17 protein-coding genes are annotated in these 17,401 nt (G+C 57.4%); 10 read left to right on the plus strand and 7 right to left on the minus strand.

The genetic code is table 11. From position 1 onward, the window contains the following. Positions 1-9: 9 nt before the first annotated feature. Positions 10-984 (minus strand): MoxR family ATPase, encoded by a 975-nt coding sequence (locus QEH54_RS09755; RefSeq protein ID WP_309018479.1) that lies wholly within the window; start codon positions 982-984, stop codon positions 10-12. A gap of 161 nt (positions 985-1,145) precedes the next feature. Then, on the minus strand, positions 1,146-1,844 hold the full coding sequence (locus tag QEH54_RS09760) for an MTAP family purine nucleoside phosphorylase (RefSeq protein WP_309018480.1): 699 nt from the start codon (positions 1,842-1,844) through the stop codon (positions 1,146-1,148). A gap of 171 nt (positions 1,845-2,015) precedes the next feature. Between QEH54_RS09760 and eno the strand changes: the two genes are divergently transcribed. The 4 genes from eno to hemH all read left to right on the plus strand — a co-directional run bounded on the left by eno (position 2,016) and on the right by hemH (position 6,424). Beyond that, entirely contained in the window at positions 2,016-3,314 is a 1,299-nt protein-coding gene (eno, locus tag QEH54_RS09765; protein ID WP_309018481.1) for a phosphopyruvate hydratase, read from the plus strand. A 221-nt stretch (positions 3,315-3,535) separates the two neighbouring features. Then, positions 3,536-4,399: a hypothetical protein gene (locus QEH54_RS09770; RefSeq protein WP_309018482.1), complete on the plus strand. Its 864-nt coding sequence runs from the start codon at positions 3,536-3,538 to the stop codon at positions 4,397-4,399. Between the two features lie 76 nt (positions 4,400-4,475). Beyond that, entirely contained in the window at positions 4,476-5,291 is an 816-nt protein-coding gene (locus QEH54_RS09775) for an AraC family transcriptional regulator (protein ID WP_309018483.1), read from the plus strand. Between the two features lie 113 nt (positions 5,292-5,404). Continuing rightward, positions 5,405-6,424, plus strand: a complete 1,020-nt coding sequence (gene hemH, locus QEH54_RS09780) for a ferrochelatase (protein ID WP_309018484.1) — start codon at positions 5,405-5,407, stop codon at positions 6,422-6,424. A 247-nt stretch (positions 6,425-6,671) separates the two neighbouring features. On the opposite strand, the gene clpX is transcribed toward hemH, so the two are convergent. Genes clpX through tig form a run of 3 tightly spaced genes read right to left on the minus strand, consistent with a single transcriptional unit; the run spans position 6,672 to position 9,980 of the window. Then, complete coding sequence (gene clpX, locus QEH54_RS09785) at positions 6,672-7,982, minus strand: ATP-dependent Clp protease ATP-binding subunit ClpX (protein ID WP_309018485.1); 1,311 nt, start codon at positions 7,980-7,982, stop codon at positions 6,672-6,674. A gap of 33 nt (positions 7,983-8,015) precedes the next feature. Continuing rightward, the gene (locus tag QEH54_RS09790; protein ID WP_309018486.1) at positions 8,016-8,618 is read right to left on the minus strand and encodes an ATP-dependent Clp protease proteolytic subunit; all 603 of its coding nucleotides are present in this window, start codon (positions 8,616-8,618) and stop codon (positions 8,016-8,018) included. A gap of 54 nt (positions 8,619-8,672) precedes the next feature. Next, the gene (gene tig / locus QEH54_RS09795) at positions 8,673-9,980 is read right to left on the minus strand and encodes a trigger factor (RefSeq protein WP_309018487.1); all 1,308 of its coding nucleotides are present in this window, start codon (positions 9,978-9,980) and stop codon (positions 8,673-8,675) included. A gap of 194 nt (positions 9,981-10,174) precedes the next feature. Here tig and QEH54_RS09800 point away from each other — a divergent pair, with 194 nt between their 5' ends. The 6 genes from QEH54_RS09800 (at position 10,175) to QEH54_RS09825 (ending at position 16,044) form a co-directional block, all read left to right on the plus strand. Beyond that, the gene (locus QEH54_RS09800; RefSeq protein ID WP_309018488.1) at positions 10,175-10,852 is read left to right on the plus strand and encodes a hypothetical protein; all 678 of its coding nucleotides are present in this window, start codon (positions 10,175-10,177) and stop codon (positions 10,850-10,852) included. Then, complete coding sequence (alr, locus tag QEH54_RS09805; RefSeq protein ID WP_309018489.1) at positions 10,816-12,006, plus strand: alanine racemase; 1,191 nt, start codon at positions 10,816-10,818, stop codon at positions 12,004-12,006. Before QEH54_RS09800 ends, alr begins: the two co-directional genes overlap by 37 nt. Positions 12,007-12,171: 165 nt before the next feature. Then, positions 12,172-12,714: a hypothetical protein gene (locus QEH54_RS09810; protein ID WP_309018490.1), complete on the plus strand. Its 543-nt coding sequence runs from the start codon at positions 12,172-12,174 to the stop codon at positions 12,712-12,714. Positions 12,715-12,790: 76 nt separating this feature from the next. Beyond that, complete coding sequence (locus QEH54_RS09815) at positions 12,791-13,297, plus strand: low molecular weight protein arginine phosphatase (RefSeq protein ID WP_309018491.1); 507 nt, start codon at positions 12,791-12,793, stop codon at positions 13,295-13,297. Between the two features lie 32 nt (positions 13,298-13,329). Continuing rightward, on the plus strand, positions 13,330-14,250 hold the full coding sequence (locus tag QEH54_RS09820; protein WP_309018492.1) for a DUF368 domain-containing protein: 921 nt from the start codon (positions 13,330-13,332) through the stop codon (positions 14,248-14,250). Positions 14,251-14,259: 9 nt separating this feature from the next. Continuing rightward, positions 14,260-16,044: a hypothetical protein gene (locus tag QEH54_RS09825; RefSeq protein ID WP_309018493.1), complete on the plus strand. Its 1,785-nt coding sequence runs from the start codon at positions 14,260-14,262 to the stop codon at positions 16,042-16,044. Here the strand turns inward: QEH54_RS09825 and QEH54_RS09830 are convergent. Together QEH54_RS09830 and QEH54_RS09835 are read right to left on the minus strand one after the other, a co-directional pair. Next, entirely contained in the window at positions 16,041-16,841 is an 801-nt protein-coding gene (locus QEH54_RS09830) for a TatD family hydrolase (protein ID WP_309018494.1), read from the minus strand. The two genes, QEH54_RS09825 and QEH54_RS09830, sit on opposite strands and share 4 nt — an antisense overlap. Positions 16,842-16,903: 62 nt before the next feature. Then, positions 16,904-17,326 (minus strand): SRPBCC family protein, encoded by a 423-nt coding sequence (locus QEH54_RS09835; RefSeq protein ID WP_309018495.1) that lies wholly within the window; start codon positions 17,324-17,326, stop codon positions 16,904-16,906. Positions 17,327-17,401 lie beyond the last annotated feature (75 nt).

A 17,401-nucleotide genomic window follows, 5' to 3' on the forward strand; every position in this document is an offset into this window, starting at 1 on the left:
GGGCTAGGACTATTTCGGTTGCTCCACCGCCGCCAGTAGACGGCTTAAGATACCCTCCACCATGCGGCGTTCCTCCATGGCATCCGACGAGGAGCGGCGCAGGTTGAGTCGGTGCACCATGACTGCGGGAGCCACTGCGAAAACGTCGTCCGGCATCACGAAATCGCGACCGTGATAGAGGGCGCGAGCCTGAGAGGCCGTTTTCAGAGCGATGCTGCCACGAACGCTCACCCCAGCCTTGAACTCGCTTTCCGTGCGCGTGGCGGTGATGAGCTTGAGCATGTACTCCAGCACGCTCTGTTCTACAAACACCTTGGAAACGGTCCGTTGCACCGCGATGATCTCCTCTTCCTCGATCACGTCCGGCACCTCGAATTCGTCGTAGCTCGGGTGGCCGCTGGCCAAGATCTCCAACTCGCTTTCCGGCGAGGGATAGCCCATTTGGAGACGCATCAAAAAGCGGTCCATCTGGCTCTCCGGCAAGGGGAACGTGCCTTCGTAGTCCACCGGGTTTTGAGTGGCGATCACCATGAACGGCGTGCCCACCTCGTAGGTTTCGCCATCGATGCTCACCTTTCCATGGTCCATCACTTCCAGAAGGCACGACTGGGTCTTGGGCGTGGCGCGATTGATTTCATCCGCCAGCACCACGTTGGAAAAGATGGGTCCCGGCTTGAAATGGAAACTGCGGTCACGCTCGTCGTAAATGGAGACTCCCGTGACGTCGGTCGGCAGCAAGTCGCTGGTGAACTGGATTCGTTTGAAATCGGTGCCCATGGCCTTGGCTAAGCAATAGGCCAAGGTTGTCTTGCCCACTCCCGGCAAATCCTCGATCAAGACGTGGCCACCGGCAGCCAAGCATATAAGCGCCTGATCGATAACGTCTTCTTTGCCTTTGATACGGCTGCGCATGACCTCGCGAAGCCGTGAGAGGGTCTTTTGCGCGTCGCTCAATGCGTTTGCCGGAAGAAATTCGCTCATCATAACATCCTAGGAAATAAAGGGTTAACCTGCCATTAGGCGCTTTGGAGTATCGACAGCGGAGCGCTAATATTTACTCCCATTCCTACGAATTCCCGTTTCCCCACCCGAGCAAAAAGGAGCCGCCTTCTCTTCTTGCAGCTATGTGATTTCACGCGCCCATTCTAAGCTCTGGTCAGCAAATAGTCTACCAGCAGGCGAAGGAAATCGTCGATCCTGGCCTGATTGCTCGCCACCAAGGCTTGAAAGGCATCCAGGGACAACTCCTGCTCGCTCACGCCGTGGGCGAAGTTGTCCACCATGCAAAAGGAAGTCACCTCCATACCGCGTTCCAGCAGCAGATCCGCTTCGTTCGCAAAGGTCATGCCGACCACATCGGCGCCCAGCATGCGGATCGCCCTCACTTCTGCTCGCGTCTCGAAGCGCGGCCCGCGCGTCTGCAAATAAACCTTGTCGGTGAGAATCGGCTCCTGGCTCGCCGCGGAAATGCCAACCAGATGAGGATTGGTAATCACCGGGGCGAAGGCGCTCATGCGATCGTCGACGAAAGTCTGGGGGGAAAAGCTGATGTAGTCGGAGCAGGATACCATGGCGCCTGGCTTCAAGCTGGGATCCACCGAACCGACGGAGCTCAGGGTGATGACGCTTTTCACGCCTAGGGACTGCAAAGCGGCCACGTTGGCCCGGTGATTGATGCGATGCGGCGGCATGGCCCGCTTGAATCCATGACGATTCAGCGCCACCAGTCCTTCACGCTGCTTCACAACCACCTCGCCATACTCGGTTTCGACCTCGGCTTCGTCCCACTCCGAGAAGACTTTCGAATGGTTGATACTCGTTCCGCTAATTACTCCGGCATTCATGGGCCTAGAAAACCCTAGCAAGGAGCTTCAGACAAACTCCAATCAGCGGAAAGTCGGATGCGCGCAGCTTTGTTGGACTTCCAACGCTTGCTTTTCCGGAATCGTAAGTCATAAGTTCCCCTTCTTCGACGAGGCCCCCTCGACGAACGAATGTTTTAAACAAGAAAGAAAATGACGACTGATATCATTGACATCAACGCGCGCGAAATCCTCGACTCTCGCGGCAACCCAACAGTCGAAGTCGACGTAGTACTCGCTTCCGGCATCATCGGTCGCGCCGCGGTCCCTTCCGGCGCCAGCACCGGAGAGCACGAAGCCCTCGAGCTTCGCGATGGCGACAAGGCTCGCTATCTCGGCAAGGGCGTGAGCAAGGCAGTTGACAACATCCACAAGCTCATCCTGCCGGAGCTCGAAGGTCTCGACGCCTGCGACCAGGTCAAGATCGACAAGACCATGCTCGAGCTGGACGGCACCAAGACCAAGAGCAAGCTCGGCGCGAACGCCATCCTCGGCGTTTCGCTCGCCACGGCCAAGGCAGCCGCTCAAGCTTCCGGCCTCGAACTTTACCAGTACATCGGCGGCCCGAACGCCAAGGTGCTGCCCGTTCCGATGATGAACATCATCAATGGCGGCTCTCACTCCGACGCCCCGATCGCGTTCCAGGAGTTCATGATCCGCCCCATCGGCGCTCCTTCCTTCAAGGAAGCCCTCCGCATGGGAGCTGAAGTCTTCCACGCTCTGAAGGCCATCTTCAAGAAGCGCGGACTCTCCACCGCGGTTGGCGACGAAGGCGGTTTCGCCCCGACTCTCGACGGCACTGAAGACGCTCTGGATTCCATCATCCAGGCCATCAAGGACGCTGGCTACAAGCCAGGACGCAAGGAAGACGGCGGCGAGGTTTCTATCGCTCTCGACTGCGCTTCCTCCGAATTCTGCAAGAACGGCGTGTACGACTACACTCTCTTCGAAGGCGAAGGCGCTGCCAAGCGCAGCTCCGACGAGCAGGCGGCTTTCCTCAAGGAACTCTGCGACAAGTACCCGATCGACTCTATCGAAGACGGTATGGATGAAAACGACTGGGACGGCTGGGTAGCTGTTACCAAGCTCATCGGCGACAAGGTCCAGCTCGTTGGCGACGACCTGTTCGTCACCAACGTCGACTACCTCTCCAAGGGCATCAAGCTCGGCGCCGGCAACTCCATCCTGGTGAAGGTCAACCAAATCGGCTCCCTCACCGAGACGCTCGACGCCATCGAGATGGCTCACCGCGCAGGTTACACCTCCGTCACGTCCCACCGTTCCGGTGAAACGGAAGACGCGACCATCGCAGACCTCGCAGTGGCGACCAACTCCGGCCAGATCAAGACCGGCTCCCTCAGCCGCTCGGACCGTATCGCCAAGTACAACCAACTCCTCCGCATCGAGGAGCAGCTCGGCGAAAACGCGATCTACGCGGGCACCCTTCTCTAGCCGTTCACTGGCAGATCGATTTCAAAGCCCGATGCCATTTAGGCATCGGGCTTTTTCATGTCCGGACATCCGTGATCGCGGGGCGAGCCGAGCCGGTCAAAGGCCTGTAAATCGCTCGATCAGGTTAGCCTTCGGGCAGGGCGTTGGCTAATGTTCAGGCGAATCTTGGCGAACGAAGAGGCAACAGTTTCGCCCTCGAACCCAACCCCGAATCCCCTATCATGAAACGTTTCGCTATCGCCGCTGCCCTTGGCTTTTTCACTCTCCTAGCAAACGCGCAAACGGTCTTCACCGTGAGATCGGACGAGAGCGACAATGACAATCGCCGGGAATACGAGCGCAAGGCGCTGGAGCTCGCTCTGGAAAAGACCGTGAGCGACTTCGGCCCCTACAGCCTCGTGACCACGGACGAGCGCCTCAACGAAAAGCGCTCGCTCAGCGCCGTGGAAGAAGACAGCTACCCGAATTTCTTCATCAAATCGAGCATCTCGAACGAGATCGTGAGCGCGTACGGCTTCGTTCCCTTTCCCCTCGATCGCGGGATGGTCGGCTACCGAGTCGCTTTCACATCGGAAGCCGTCAAAGAGAAGCTCGCAAGCGTCGAAAGCCTCGACCAACTGAAGGGGTTTTCAATCCTGCAAGGTATTGGCTGGCTCGATACGGAAATCCTACGCCCGCAGGGCTTCACGGTGATCGAGGGCTCCTCCTACGAAGGCATGTTTCAAATGGTCGCTCGCGGACGAGGCGATCTTTTCATGAGAGGGACGAGCGAGCTGCTGGACGAATGGAACGCTCACCAAAACGTCCCCGGACTGGCATACGACGAATCGGTGGCCCTCTACTACCCGCTCCCTCGATTCTTTCTGACCAACAAAAAGAACACCGACGCCATCAGGCGCGTCGAAACCGGTCTGAAAAGAGCCTACGAGGACGGATCCTTCATCGAGCTCTGGAAACAGCACAATCTGGAAAGCATCAACTTCGTGAACCTGAAGGACCGAAAGATCTTCCGTATCGAGAATCCGCTTATCGACAAAGTGGATACTGCCTACGAGCAATACATCTTCGATCCCTCTAAGGAGTAGTCAAAACGCGTCGCGAACCGCCTGCGGCGACGATTCAGCATAGACGCGCCGGACCATTGCCCTAATCTGGGGCGAAATGGCGAATCGTTTCTTAAACCGGGTATTGGGCAAAGGTCGACTGGTCCTGAACGCGACTCCCACCCTCTACCATTGCGAGCCGATCTGGAGCTGGCAGGTGGACCCGTTGCCTGACCACGCATTGCTCCTCATCCTCGGCGGTCGCGGAGAGATCCACATCGACCAAGGAACGCATCCTCTCCGCCAAGGCGTTTGCTTCTTCATTCGCCCCGGAGCTCACGTCGAAGCCCAGCAAAACCCAAGCTATCCGCTCTTTCTCTTCATCGCCCGTTTCGACCTGCTCGACGAACACGAAACCCAGCGGCCTCCAGACCTCTCCGAGGAGCCTGCGGACAGTCTTTTCATTCGCAATACGCGCAGCTTGGAAACCCTGGCGGAAATCATCGCAGGCCGCTCGACCAACAGACCATGCGATGATCCACTCACCGAAGACGCCCTCAACATGCTGATTCGGTTGCTGGTCGAGGAAGCGTCGCGGCACTCCGGTCACTTCGACGCTCGAGCCTACGAAGCGCTTCGGGCGATCGAGAACGACCTCGCTCGAAAATGGACCATCAAGGAACTCGCTCAGGAAGCGGAGCTCTCGCCTTCCTCGTTCGCCCGAGCGTTCAGAAACATGATGAACGAACCTCCGATCCAGTACCTGATCCGACGCCGCATGGAGGAATCGAAACGGCAAATCCAGCAATCGTCCCTTTCCATCGAGGAAATCGCCATCAATCTTGGCTACAACGACGTTTCCTTCTTCAGGGAACTCTTCACCCGCCGCATCGGCCACTCTCCAGAGTCCTTTCGCGAAAACCGCGGCTTCTGATGCGGCTCCCGTTCCCATAGAGACTATCTATGCCAATCATTTCACATCAACCCCTTCGAGGCCGAGCAAGGTTCTTGAAGACCTACGCCTAAATCCATTTATAACAAGCCACTATGAGCGACAACGCAGTACTCCTCGTCAACCTGGGTTCGCCCGATTCCACCTCGGTCTCGGATGTGCGCCGCTATCTTCGTGAATTTCTTTCAGACGATCGCGTTCTAGATTCTGCGAAGCCGATCCAACAATTTGTATTGAACTGCTTCATACTTCCAACACGTCCCAAGAAATCCGCCGAAGCATACTCGACCATTTGGCAGGACGAAGGCTCTCCGCTCATCATCACGAGCAAGAACCTGCAGACGCTGCTGCAGGAAAAAGTCGAACCTAAGGTCGAACTCGCCATGCGCTACGGGAACCCATCCATACCCGACGCCATCGAGAGACTGAAGGATCAAGGAACCAAGCGGCTGTTTCTCATACCGCTCTATCCGCACTACGCGATGTCGAGCTATGAGACTGTGGTCGTGAAAGTCATGGAGGAGGTCGCAGAGCGGTATCCAGAACTCAACGTCACGACCTTGCAGCCCTTCTACAACGACCCGGCCTATATCGAGTCGCTCTACAAAAGCGCAAAACAGTATCTAGATGGCGGATACGATAAGCTTCTGTTCTCCTATCATGGCATCCCGGTCCGTCATCTCAACAAAGCGGATTCCTCCAAGGCGCATTGCAATATCGTTCCAGATTGCTGCCACACCTGCAGCCCGGTTCACAGCACCTGCTACCGCCACCAATGCATCACCACGAGCGAGCTTTTCGTAAAACGCGCGAAAATCCCGCAAGACAAGTACATGATCTCCTTCCAATCCCGCCTCGGTCGCGAGCCATGGCTTCAGCCCTACACGGATGAGACACTGGAGAAACTCGCCAAGGACGGGGTGAAGAAAATCGCCGTCATGACGCCCGCTTTCGTATCCGACTGCCTCGAGACCTTGGAGGAGATCGCAGAAGAAGGGAAGGAAGCTTTCCTCGAGGCGGGCGGCGAGGAGTTCGTGATGATTCCGTGCCTGAACGAACACCCTTCCTGGGTGCAGTTCCTGGCGGATAAAACCATGGCCTGGCTCAACGAATAATGCGGCCTGCTACTCGTCAGCGGTCGGGATATTGATCTTCGCCGCAAGAAACGAGGCATTTGGCACTAACCATGCCACGTGGCGCCTATATTGAACGCGACTTAAAAGGATGCAGCCATCGCTGTCATGCTACGTACCAGCTGATATAGCATCTAGAGTCGTAGAACGTTTCAGTATCCATTTTATGAACACAAAAAAAGCCACGGAGCAAACCGTGGCTTTTCGTTGTAAATATAAAACAGACGTTTTAGGCGGCGTCTTTTTTGCTTTTAGACTCCGACTTCTTGAAGGTCGGCTTGCGTTTGCCAAGCACCACATCTCGGCTGATGACCACTTCGTCGACATCGTCCCGCTCAGGCACTTCGTACATGACCTCGAGTGTGAGGTTCTCCATGATCGAACGCAAAGCCCGCGCCCCGGTTCTCAGCTCGATGGCTTTTTCGGCGATCGCTTTGATTGCCCCTGAAGTGAAGGTCAGCTTCACGCCGTCGATCGCAAAAAGCTTGGCGTACTGCTTCACGATCGAATTCTTGGTATCCAGAAGGATGTGCTCGAGGTCTTCCACGCTCAATTGCTCGAGCACGGAAACCACTGGCAGACGACCGATAAACTCCGGAATCATTCCAAACTTCACCAGATCCTCCGGCTCGACCTTTTTCATGATCTCCTCGCCGCTAAGGTCTCTGGTGGTCGACGATCCAAAACCGAGGGTGCTGCCTCCTGAACGCTTGCGGATGATTTCATCCAAGCCCACAAACGCTCCGCCACATACGAAAAGGATCTTCGAGGTGTCTACTTGAATGTACTCCTGGTTCGGATGCTTGCGTCCCCCTTGCGGCGGAACGTTGCAAGTAGTGCCTTCCAGAATCTTCAGCAGAGCTTGCTGTACCCCTTCTCCGGATACATCGCGTGTGATGGACACGTTTTCCGTCTTGCGGCCTATCTTGTCGATTTCGTCCACGTAGATGATGCCGCATTCGGCGCGCTTGACGTCGTAGTTGGCCGACTGAAGCAAACGCAAAACGATGTTTTCCACATCGTCGCCCACGTATCCCGCTTCGGTGAGCGTGGTCGCGTCGGCGATGGCGAAAGGAACATCGAGAATGCGGGCAAGGGAACGGGCGAGAAAGGTCTTTCCCGAACCGGTCGGCCCGACTAGCAGGATGTTGCTCTTCTCCACTTCCACATCGTCGTACTCCGAGGTGGAAGGGATAAGGGATCGTTCGTTTTCGCCCTTGGAATCTTCCGACTTACCGAGATCGAACCCGAGGCGCTTGTAGTGGTTGTAGACCGCTACCGACAAGACCTTCTTGGCGTGATCCTGACCGATGACGTACTGATCAAGCACCGACTTGATTTCCGTCGGTTTGATCAGATTGAAGGCCGGCTTCTCCTCGGAAGAGCTTTCCTCGCCGCCCAGTTCGCGTTCGATGATGGTCTTGCACACCGAAACGCAGGCGTCGCAAATGTACACGCCCGGGCCGGCGATCATCTTGCGTACCTCCGACTGCGACTTTCCGCAGAAGGAGCAAAGGGTCATGCGTGAGGATTTTGCCATAGAAATCGGTTTTGGAGCTAAGCGGAATCGCTCCTACTTGGCTTCCGGCTTGTTGTTCCCGTAGTAGACGTGGTCGATGACGCCGTACTCGAGAGCTTCCGGAGAAGTCATCCAATAGTCGCGATCGGAATCTTTCTGGATTCGCTCGACAGACTGGCCAGTTTTCTCCGCCAGTACAGCATTCAACGTTTCGCGCCAGCGAATGATTTCCTTGGCTTGGATGGAGATGTCGGAGGCTTGACCTCCCGCTCCGCCCGATGGCTGGTGAATCATGACGCGGCTGTTCGGCAACGCGTAGCGCTTGCCTTTGGTACCACCCGCCAGCAGAATCGTGCCCATGCTGGCCGCCATGCCGATGCACCAGGTGGAAACCTCGCAGCTGAGAAAGTTCATGGTGTCGTAGATCGCCATCCCGCTGGTGACGCTGCCGCCAGGGGAGTTGATGTAGACATTGATGTCCTTTTTCGGGTCTTCCATCTGCAGGAAGAGCAGCTGGGCGATGATCGCGTTTGCGATCTCGTCGTTGATCGGCGTACCGATAAAAACGATGCGGTCCTTGAGCAAGCGGGAGTAGATATCCATACTCCGCTCGCCTCGGCCAGTGTTCTCTATGACGTTTGGTAGATAGTAGGGCACGTTTGAAAGTCCTAAAAGATTATCGAGTGGAATCGCAGCGGGGCTCCTCCCCGGCTATTCACCGTCCGAGACCTTAGCCTCGTCCACTAGGAATTCAAGCGTCTTATCATAGAGCAGGGACGCTTGGATGCGTCGCACTTGCTCCTGGTCCTTGCGCAGCTCCTTGGCGACCGCTTCCGGCTTCTTGCCCGACTGATAGGCCCGGTTGATGATGAAGCGGCTGATATCCTGGTCCTCGACCTTGATGCCCTCCTTCTCGGCGATCTGGGTGAGGATGAGCTGGAGCTTGACGGCTTCCTGCGCGGCGGCGCTGGCTTCCTTGTGAATCTCCTCCTTGTTCGCTTCCAGCTGCTCTTGAGAAACGCCCTTGCGAACGTTGCTGGAAACCACTTGGCGCATGGCCATCTCAGTCTCGTAGTCGACCAGGCTCTGCGGCAGCCCCACCTCGACCTTCGCCGCAATGGCTTCGGTGACTTGGCGGCGGATGTCGGAGCGGCGATCCTGTTCCTTCTTGCCCTTGACGTAGGAGCTGACTCGCTCCTTCAGCTCGTCGAGATCCTTGACGCCCTGAGCCTTGAAGAACTCCTCGTCCATCTCGGGGAGCTTGCGCTCGCGAACTTCCAGGACCTCCACCGCGTAGACCGCCTTCTTGCCTTGCAGGGCTTCCACGGTGAAATCAGCCGGGAACTCGACCTCGATCTCCTTCTTGTCGCCGGTCTTCATGCCTTCCAAACCAGCGGACATGCCCGGGATCAAGCTGTGCTCGGAACCGATTTCCTCCCAGGTCTGCGGCATCTTAGCGTAGACCGGCTTTTCCGGAGCGATTTCAGAAATCGCGGTGCCATCGATGGTGCCTTCATGGGAAAACTTCACGTAGTCGCCCTTTTGAGAGGCGCGCTCGACAGGCGAGAATTCGGCCTTCTCCTTGCGGATGCTGTCGATGGTCTCGTCGATTTCCGCATCGGTCACTTCAGTAGACATCCCCTTGACCTCGATACCCTTGTAGTCGCTGATCTCGAATGCGGGGCGGATGTCCACCGTGAACTTGATGTCCGCGGGGCTGCCAGCCGCGATCTCCACGTCGGCCAGATCGACCACGTTGATGAGATCCAGCTTGGACTCCTTGGAACCGTCCTGATACGCCTTGGAGATGACGCGCTGGCGGAGCTCGTCGCCGATCTGCTTCGCGAAGCGCTTGCGAATCATGGTCACGGGCGCCTTGCCGGGACGGAAGCCTGGGATCTTCGCCTGACCGGCGAATTGCTTGAGCAGACTGGCTTCCTCAGCTTCGATTTCGCTTGCTTCAAAAGAAACCGCGAGGGTTTTACGGGTGTCGGTGACGTCTTGTATATCGATTTTCACTGCGTATTGCCTGTGATCTGAGTTTCGGTTTTCCGGGAAAATCGCGCACACTAGAAGACATATTTCTGCCCGGTCAACGCATTTAGAACGCTTAGCGACTAATTAAGCTACAGGGAAACCGCCCTCAGCGCGGCGAGCTTTCTCCAATTCTCGCTTGAGCGCCGCGTAAATCCTTGATCACTCTCAGCCTAGCAATGCCAAGCGCGCAGCCCAACTATCCCCTTCTCGCTATCGACACCTGCTCGAAGCTGACCTGGGTCGGTCTCAAGACCGATGCCAGCTCGCTTCTTGAACGCAGCGATGGGCGCGATCCCAGCAAAAGCCTTTTCCCGCTCGTCAGCGAAGCGCTCGATCAGGCGGGACTGCGGCTGGAAGAGCTCCGCAGCATCGTTTTCTGCGAAGGTCCCGGCTCCATGCTCGGCGCCCGGACCGCAGTCATGACGCTTCGCGCCTGGCAAGGCATCGGCATCCCAGCAGCGAACACGGTTTTCGCCTACCACAGCCTCGCCCTGGGCCAGGCTCTCTGCACTCGCAGCGCGTGGAGCGACAGCTCGGCCCTTGTCGTGAGCGACGCCCGACGCAACAGCTGGTACGGATTCCCCCATCCGAGCTCGCCCTCGTCGCAGATCGAACTTTTCGACAATGACGCGATCGAGGCTGAAACGCGCCGCCTCGTCTCCTTCCCGGAATTCGCCCGGTGGACCAAAACCAAAGCCACGTTGCACGAACTGCCCTATCGTCCCGGAGAACTCTTTTCGGGCGACGAGTATCGGGAGATCATCCGTCCAGTCGAGCAAGCCGCTCCGCTCGCCCTGAGGCCAAGCGACTTCAAAAAGTGGATACCCACGATCCATTCGGCTCAAAACGCATGAGCGGCATCGAGCAGTTCCCCCGTCGGTGCTGGGCGGAGATCGACCTCGCCGCCCTCGAACGCAACCTGAAGGCGATTCAGGCGACGCTTCCCCCGCACATCCGCTACATCGCCGTAGTGAAAGCCGACGCCTACGGCCATGGCATGCACCAAACCGTGGCTCGCCTCATGCAGGCTGGCATCGACATGTACGGAGTGGCCAACGTGGCGGAAGCCGCTACCATTCGGGAAATCGGAGGCAACGGCTGGTCCATCCTTATCCTAGGGGCAACGCTGCGCGAGGAGGCTCAGTTCCTTTTCGAATACGATCTGATCCCAACCCTCTCCTGCCCCGAAGAAGTGGCGTTCCTCGACGCAATGGCTCGCGAGCGCGGCTGCGTGCTGAAGGTACACCTGAAGATCGATACCGGCATGGGCCGACTGGGCATTTGGCACGAGCGAGCGCCCGAACTCTTCGACGCGGTGAAAGCCGCCACCCATTTGCAGCTCAACGGCATCTACACTCATTTCGCCCACGCGGAAACGGACATCGCCTTCACCGATCTGCAACGACGGCGCTTCATGTCCGCGATCTCCCAAATCGACTGGCTGCCCCTGGACGACCTCATGATACACGCTGACAACAGCGCAGGAATTACGAGTTTCACGCACGACAGCGCCTACAACGCGGTCAGAATCGGCCTGCTACAATTCGGTATAACCCCGTATGCCAAATCCTTGTTCGCAAAAGCCCAGACCTCGCCCATTTTCAGCTTCAAGACTCGCGTGTCGTTGGTGAAAACGCTGCCCGCCGGCACCGACGTCAGCTATGGCCGCACCTGTACGCTGCAGCGCGAGAGCCGCATCGCCATCCTTTGCGCCGGCTACGGAGACGGAATTCCAAGATCCCTCAGCAACAAAGGGTTAGCACTTATATCTGGTCAAAAATGCCCTTACTTGGGCCGCGTCACCATGGACCAGATAATCGTCGACGTCACCGATCTGCCACATGCCCCGGCAATCGGCGACGAAGCCTGCCTCATCGGCGCTCAAGGCGGTTCGGAGATTCTTTTGGAAGAATTCAGCGAGTGGGCGGGAACGATCTCATGGGAAATTCTCTGCTCCATAACCAAGCGAGTGACACGGATATACAAAACATCCATCGCCACGGGCTAGCTTCGGGGTAGGCAAGAACTGCAAATTGAATTGCAAAGGGAACGGTTTAGTGAATCCATGGTCCCGTTACGTACGTAGAAGCCGGATGTTCTAAAAAATTCCGTCAAAAGTCCCTTTTGCGTGCCAACAATCTCGGACGATCAAGTTGCCCCCCACTTTGATCCTATGAAACCAAACCGTACACTTATTTGCGCCTTAGCCTTGATCTCGATCTGCTCCCTTAGCAGCGTGGCCGAAGCGGAGGCGAAACCGATTTTCAAGAAAAAGGCGGTCGCCCTAGGCGACTCCCAGCAAGAGCGCGAGCTCCGCTCGGCTCTGCAGCAAATCGCTCGAGAACGAAAGCCGATCAGCAAGCTTGGGGTTGTATTGGCCAACATTCACGATTTCGACGCGACCTTGCGCAAGGAGGCCAAGGCCCGCCTGGACATGACCGATCGCCTGCAGGTCATCAGCATCGAGCCCGGTTCGATCGGCGAAAAGCTGGGCTTGGCGTTCGGCGACAAGCTCATCCAGCTGAACGAGCTCTATTTTCCACGAGGAAGCAAAGCTCTGAGCCAGATTTCCGAGCGCGACATCGCGCGAATCAATTGGGACGAGGAAATCGATATGGTGATCATCCGCGGCGGGTACGGACAGTCGCTCTCGCTCAGCGACCGCACTGCAAGCGCCGCGGCGACGCCTCCCTCGAACCAAGGGTCCGAAGGCTAGCCGAAAAACCCGATAATTCGGCTATTTACACCGGCGAGCCAGCCTCTAGGGTCAGCCTCTCTCGCTGACCCGTACCATGGCATCCCGACCCAAGAAGATCGTATTCGTCTGCACCGCGAACACCTGCCGCAGTCCAATGGCTGCAGCTCTGTTTCGCCACGCTCTCGACGCCCAGCCAGATTCGTTGAAGGAGCTGGAAGTCACATCCGCTGGCGTATCCGCCTTTCCAGGACAGGGCCCGAGCTCGAACTCCGTCCAGGCCTTGAAGAAAGTGGGAATCGAACTGAGCGACCACTGCAGCCAGCCCCTCAGCCAGGAGCTGGTGGACGATGCCCTGGCGTTCTTCTGCATGACGGAGTCCCACCTCGCCATGCTGAACTACCAAATCGAGCCTCCGCCGCCGAACGCCTTTCTCATGAGGCAATTCATGGGCGACGAGGCCGACTTGGAGATTCCCGATCCCTTCGGAGGATCGCTGGCTCAGTACGAGGCCTGTCGCGACAGCATGGTAGAGGCTATCCCTTCGCTGATCGAAGTGGTCGGGAAGATGGTCGATTCGGCAAAAGAACGCGAAGCCGAATAAGCCACAGCGACTCCCTTTCAACCGATCGCCAAATGGTAAACTACCTGATCCTCTTCCTCAAGGGCGTCGCTATGGGCACGGCTAACGTGATCCCTGGCGTGTCCGGCGGCACCATCGCCTTCGTCACAGGCATCTACACCGAGTTCATCGACGCGTTGAAGTCCTTCGACGTGACCGCCTTGAAGTTGGCCATGCGCCTGGAAGTCAAAGCGCTCGCCAAGCATGTGAACCTCGCCTTTCTGGCTCCGCTTTTCGCCGGCGTAGCCATCAGCCTCATCAGTCTCGGCAAGCTTCTGGACTGGCTCTTCAACGACTATCCCGTGCACGTTTGGAGCTTCTTCTTCGGACTCATCCTCGCTTCGGTCTACTACGTTTCCAAAAACGTGAAGCGAAAGGGCCCGAGCTCGCTGTTCTTCTTCGCCCTCGGCACAGGACTCGCGCTGGCTCTGGCATTCGTCAAACCGGCCTCCGAAAACGCCAGTTTTTTCTACGTCGCGATTTGCGGAGTGGTCGCGGTCTGCAGTATGATTCTGCCCGGACTCTCAGGATCCTTCGTGCTGATCCTGATGGGCAACTACCAACTGGTCATGCTGCAAGCCGTTCCCAATTTCGACCTGTCGATCATCCTGCCCTTCGCCATCGGCGGAGGCATCGGATTCATCGCGCTCTCGCACGCCATCTCGTTCCTGCTGCATCATTGCCACGACGCGACGCTCAGCTCGCTGACCGGCTTCATTCTAGGCTCGCTGGTCGTTATCTGGCCCTGGAAAAGCGAGGTCTACCTGACCGATGAAGGCGGCGCCATCGTGCTGAAGGAAGGCGAACATATCGTGCAGGGTTACGATTGGCTGGCGCCAAACTTTTCGGATGCCACCACTTGGATCGGACTGGGGCTGATGCTGCTCGGCATCTTGGCCGTGATCCTTCTGGAAAGAACCGCTGAGGCGCGCTGATCACCGCCTATGCGTCGCTTCCTCTTCTACGCAACAACCACTCTGGCGGCCCTATTTGCGGGAGGAGCGTATCTTTGGGACTACTACATTGGGTTCCCACGCCCCGCGCTGGAGAAGCGCTTTCCTCAAGACGTCTACCTGTACGGCACGGTTCCCCACCTCAGGCTAGCGGCGCTTATCGTATCCCATGACGAGCAACTCAAAGCCACGGCCTTCATCGCTCAAGCCCTAGCTCTGGCCATTTCCGACGCGGCCTCGCTAGACGAAACAAGCGACACCGGTGCGGATTTCGAGTGGGACCAGAGAAGCGCAGCGCTTCTGCGAGAGCTAGCTCATCACTTTCGGACCCAGCTTAGCTTCGCTTTGCTACCTCCTTCGGAGCCGGGTCAAGTCCTACCCGATCTGCTGATCGCTAGCAGCTTCTTTGGCAATGAGTCCAAGTTTCAGGAGACCCTCTACGCACTGACCACACGTCTCAGCCATGCGGATACGCGCCTTTCCTGGGAACAAACGACTTACGCCAACCGGCTCGTGCATTCGCTCGACCTTAGCCAGGTCGCGAGCATCCCCTCGCAAGATTATCATGCTTATCCCATCGAGCTATCGTGGACCATCCTAGATGGAGCTTTGTTTTTCGCGAATAGCCGAGAAGCGATCGTAGCGGCGATCGACCGCGATCTTTTCCTTCGCGAGCCCCAATCCCTCGCTGCCGATCCAGCGCTTGCGGAGCTGTCTACCTACGCCCCCGACGCCAGCGTCGTGATCCAGCTCCGCAATCCCATGGCTCTCGATTGGATCAATCAGTACGTCGTCCAAAGAGAAGCGCGCTCGCCCAGCTACCTCAGCGCCATATCCTTGCCCCGCATCTTCCAGAGTCTCGGGCTCAGCGACCTGTCGACACTGACCGCCGCCTATTCCTTCGATCAGTCGAAAGCCGTTTATCTGGGATTTCGCTACTCCGGAAGCAATGGATACTTGGGCAACCTGCATCCGATCGTCTCGCCTGACGAGCTTCCTCGAATCGATCAGCCCCGTATCCAAACTTCGGCTACTGTAGGAGTCGACCTAGGAACGTTTCTCGTCACCACGAAAAACGCGATACTCACCTCACCCGCCGCCGCTCTCGGGTATCTTTTTCTTAACTCGAAAACACCTCACTTGAACCTGACCATCCTCGACGAGCTACTGGAGAGCAGCTTCAGCGACCAGCTCAGCCTCCTGCTAACCCTCGATACGGCGACTGCTCGGAGCGACTACGGAGCCCTCACCCAATCCGTCGCTCTGGATTTCGCATTGCAAACTGATTTCGAGAATCCATCCACTGCCCAAAACCTCGTCAGATCCATCTTTAGCGAGATCGTCGATCGCTACCCGCAACAAGTCCGCTTGGAAGAGCGAGAGAGCGAAACTCGCCTGTATCTGAATAGCGACTACGATCCATCCGTCACCTCAAGCCGACTCGGCATGGCTCTGGAAGCGGATCGCCTCACGATTGGATTCGGTACGCTTCGCTCTTTCGAAACCCTCTCGGATTGGAAATCGCAAACGAGCTTCGCTGCCCCACCGCAAGCCCCAGCCCTTATCGGTTCAGGACAGACGCTCGTGGAGCAAGCGGACGCCGCGCTTCAGCGCCTTTCCATCGCCCTCTACGATCAGCTCAATCCCGGACAGCCACTGCCCGATGAGTTTTCGAACTTCGATTGGTCTCAGCTCTCACCTCTTGCAACGCGACGCGCTGGCAAGCTGATCAACGACGGCGACGGACACCTGTACTGGATCTCCGAGCAACTCTAGGCCTCTCCAAATAGTCGTACGAAGTTTTCCCTTACAACCTCTTTCAGCTCATCCATGGGCATTGCTCGAAGCTTGGAAACGAATTCGTACACTCCTTCTATATTGGCCGGGTGATTGATTTCCTCGCCGTCTTCGCCTCGCAGCGAAACCTTTCGGTATTCATCCGGCCCGGCCATGTCCGGAGCATCCGTCTCGATAAGCAAGCGATCGACGGGGACCTGTTTCCAAACCTCCCGCTGCTTGGCCTTTCGTTCCAAGGCGAAATACCCAGATACCGAAAAATAGGCGCCTAGCGCCGCGAAGGACTCCACCATTTCCGCAGAACCGCCGTAGGAGTGCAGCAGAAAGCCGCAAGAGGGCAGATCGCATTCCTCCACGCTTTCCAGCATCATGCCCCAAGCCTGGAGGCAGTGTATCGTGACCGGACGCTCTCGCTCCGCCGCAAGGCCAAGCTGCCAATGAAAGGCATCTCGCTGGGCATCGATATCGTAGTCCTTGATCCAGCGATCCAAGCCGATCTCCCCGACGCAGGCGCTTGGATCGTCGTCGAGGCGCCCGCGCAATCGTTCTTTCCATTCCGAGCTCGCTTGGGTAACGAACCATGGGTGCAAGCCGTAGGACGCTCGAGCTCGGTCAACGCTCGCGACGAGGTCCGCTACTGCCTGCCAATCCGATTCGCTGGTGCCGTTGACCACCGCGCGCCGCACCGATAGCCGCTGGTAGGACTCCTGGACTTCCTCCAAATAAGGCCCCAAACGCTCGTCCTGCAGATGGCAATGGGCGTCGTAAAAGCTCATAGGCTCGATAGGCTACGAGTCCAAGCCCGTCCCTGGCGAGCGCTCTTTTTTCGGCGCCCTGGCTAAAGGTCCGCGAGCAGCTCTTCCAGGCCAGCGAGTCCACTTTCGTAGAACTGGTCCATCTGCTCCTTCTCGTCCTCTTCGTCCTTCTTCATCAGACGTCCCTGCCAAACCACCTTGCAGCGGCCGCCCTCGGCGTCCTCCAAGCGGATTTTCGAGCGATAGCGGTAGTCCGCCCACAACCCCTGCACCGCCTGGAAATGAAACTCGTCCTGCCCATCGACCTCCCAGAATTTCTCGATCAGCTCCGTCTCACCGCCCATCAAGCGCGCTTTGCGGTAGAGAAGCCCTTGCTGCTCGATGATGGAGATCTGGTCGACCCACGGATGCCAATTCACAATCAGCGCCGGAGCGCCGACGATGCGGCGTACCTTCTCCCTTTCGAAAGGAAGCGTCGCTTCAACTGTGCTGCCGATTATCTTCATGCGCTAGAGAAATGGGATGAATGCGAAGGGCCGGACGGTCTGGCCGAACGAACCTCCCCGCAACATCTATATCGG

The organism is Pelagicoccus sp. SDUM812003 (assembly GCF_031127815.1).
GTDB lineage: Bacteria > Verrucomicrobiota > Verrucomicrobiia > Opitutales > Opitutaceae > Pelagicoccus.

Coding starts and splice junctions, on each gene's coding strand:
- QEH54_RS09760 (WP_309018480.1), bottom strand. CDS start 1,844: ATGAATGCCGGAGTAATTAGCGGAACGAGTATCAACCATTCGAAAGTC.
- QEH54_RS09825 (WP_309018493.1), top strand. CDS start 14,260: ATGCGTCGCTTCCTCTTCTACGCAACAACCACTCTGGCGGCCCTATTT.
- clpX (WP_309018485.1), bottom strand. CDS start 7,982: ATGGCAAAATCCTCACGCATGACCCTTTGCTCCTTCTGCGGAAAGTCG.
- QEH54_RS09800 (WP_309018488.1), top strand. CDS start 10,175: ATGCCAAGCGCGCAGCCCAACTATCCCCTTCTCGCTATCGACACCTGC.
- QEH54_RS09815 (WP_309018491.1), top strand. CDS start 12,791: ATGGCATCCCGACCCAAGAAGATCGTATTCGTCTGCACCGCGAACACC.
- QEH54_RS09755 (WP_309018479.1), bottom strand. CDS start 984: ATGATGAGCGAATTTCTTCCGGCAAACGCATTGAGCGACGCGCAAAAG.
- QEH54_RS09775 (WP_309018483.1), top strand. CDS start 4,476: ATGGCGAATCGTTTCTTAAACCGGGTATTGGGCAAAGGTCGACTGGTC.
- QEH54_RS09830 (WP_309018494.1), bottom strand. CDS start 16,841: ATGAGCTTTTACGACGCCCATTGCCATCTGCAGGACGAGCGTTTGGGG.
- eno (WP_309018481.1), top strand. CDS start 2,016: ATGACGACTGATATCATTGACATCAACGCGCGCGAAATCCTCGACTCT.
- hemH (WP_309018484.1), top strand. CDS start 5,405: ATGAGCGACAACGCAGTACTCCTCGTCAACCTGGGTTCGCCCGATTCC.
- QEH54_RS09820 (WP_309018492.1), top strand. CDS start 13,330: ATGGTAAACTACCTGATCCTCTTCCTCAAGGGCGTCGCTATGGGCACG.
- QEH54_RS09835 (WP_309018495.1), bottom strand. CDS start 17,326: ATGAAGATAATCGGCAGCACAGTTGAAGCGACGCTTCCTTTCGAAAGG.
- QEH54_RS09770 (WP_309018482.1), top strand. CDS start 3,536: ATGAAACGTTTCGCTATCGCCGCTGCCCTTGGCTTTTTCACTCTCCTA.
- QEH54_RS09810 (WP_309018490.1), top strand. CDS start 12,172: ATGAAACCAAACCGTACACTTATTTGCGCCTTAGCCTTGATCTCGATC.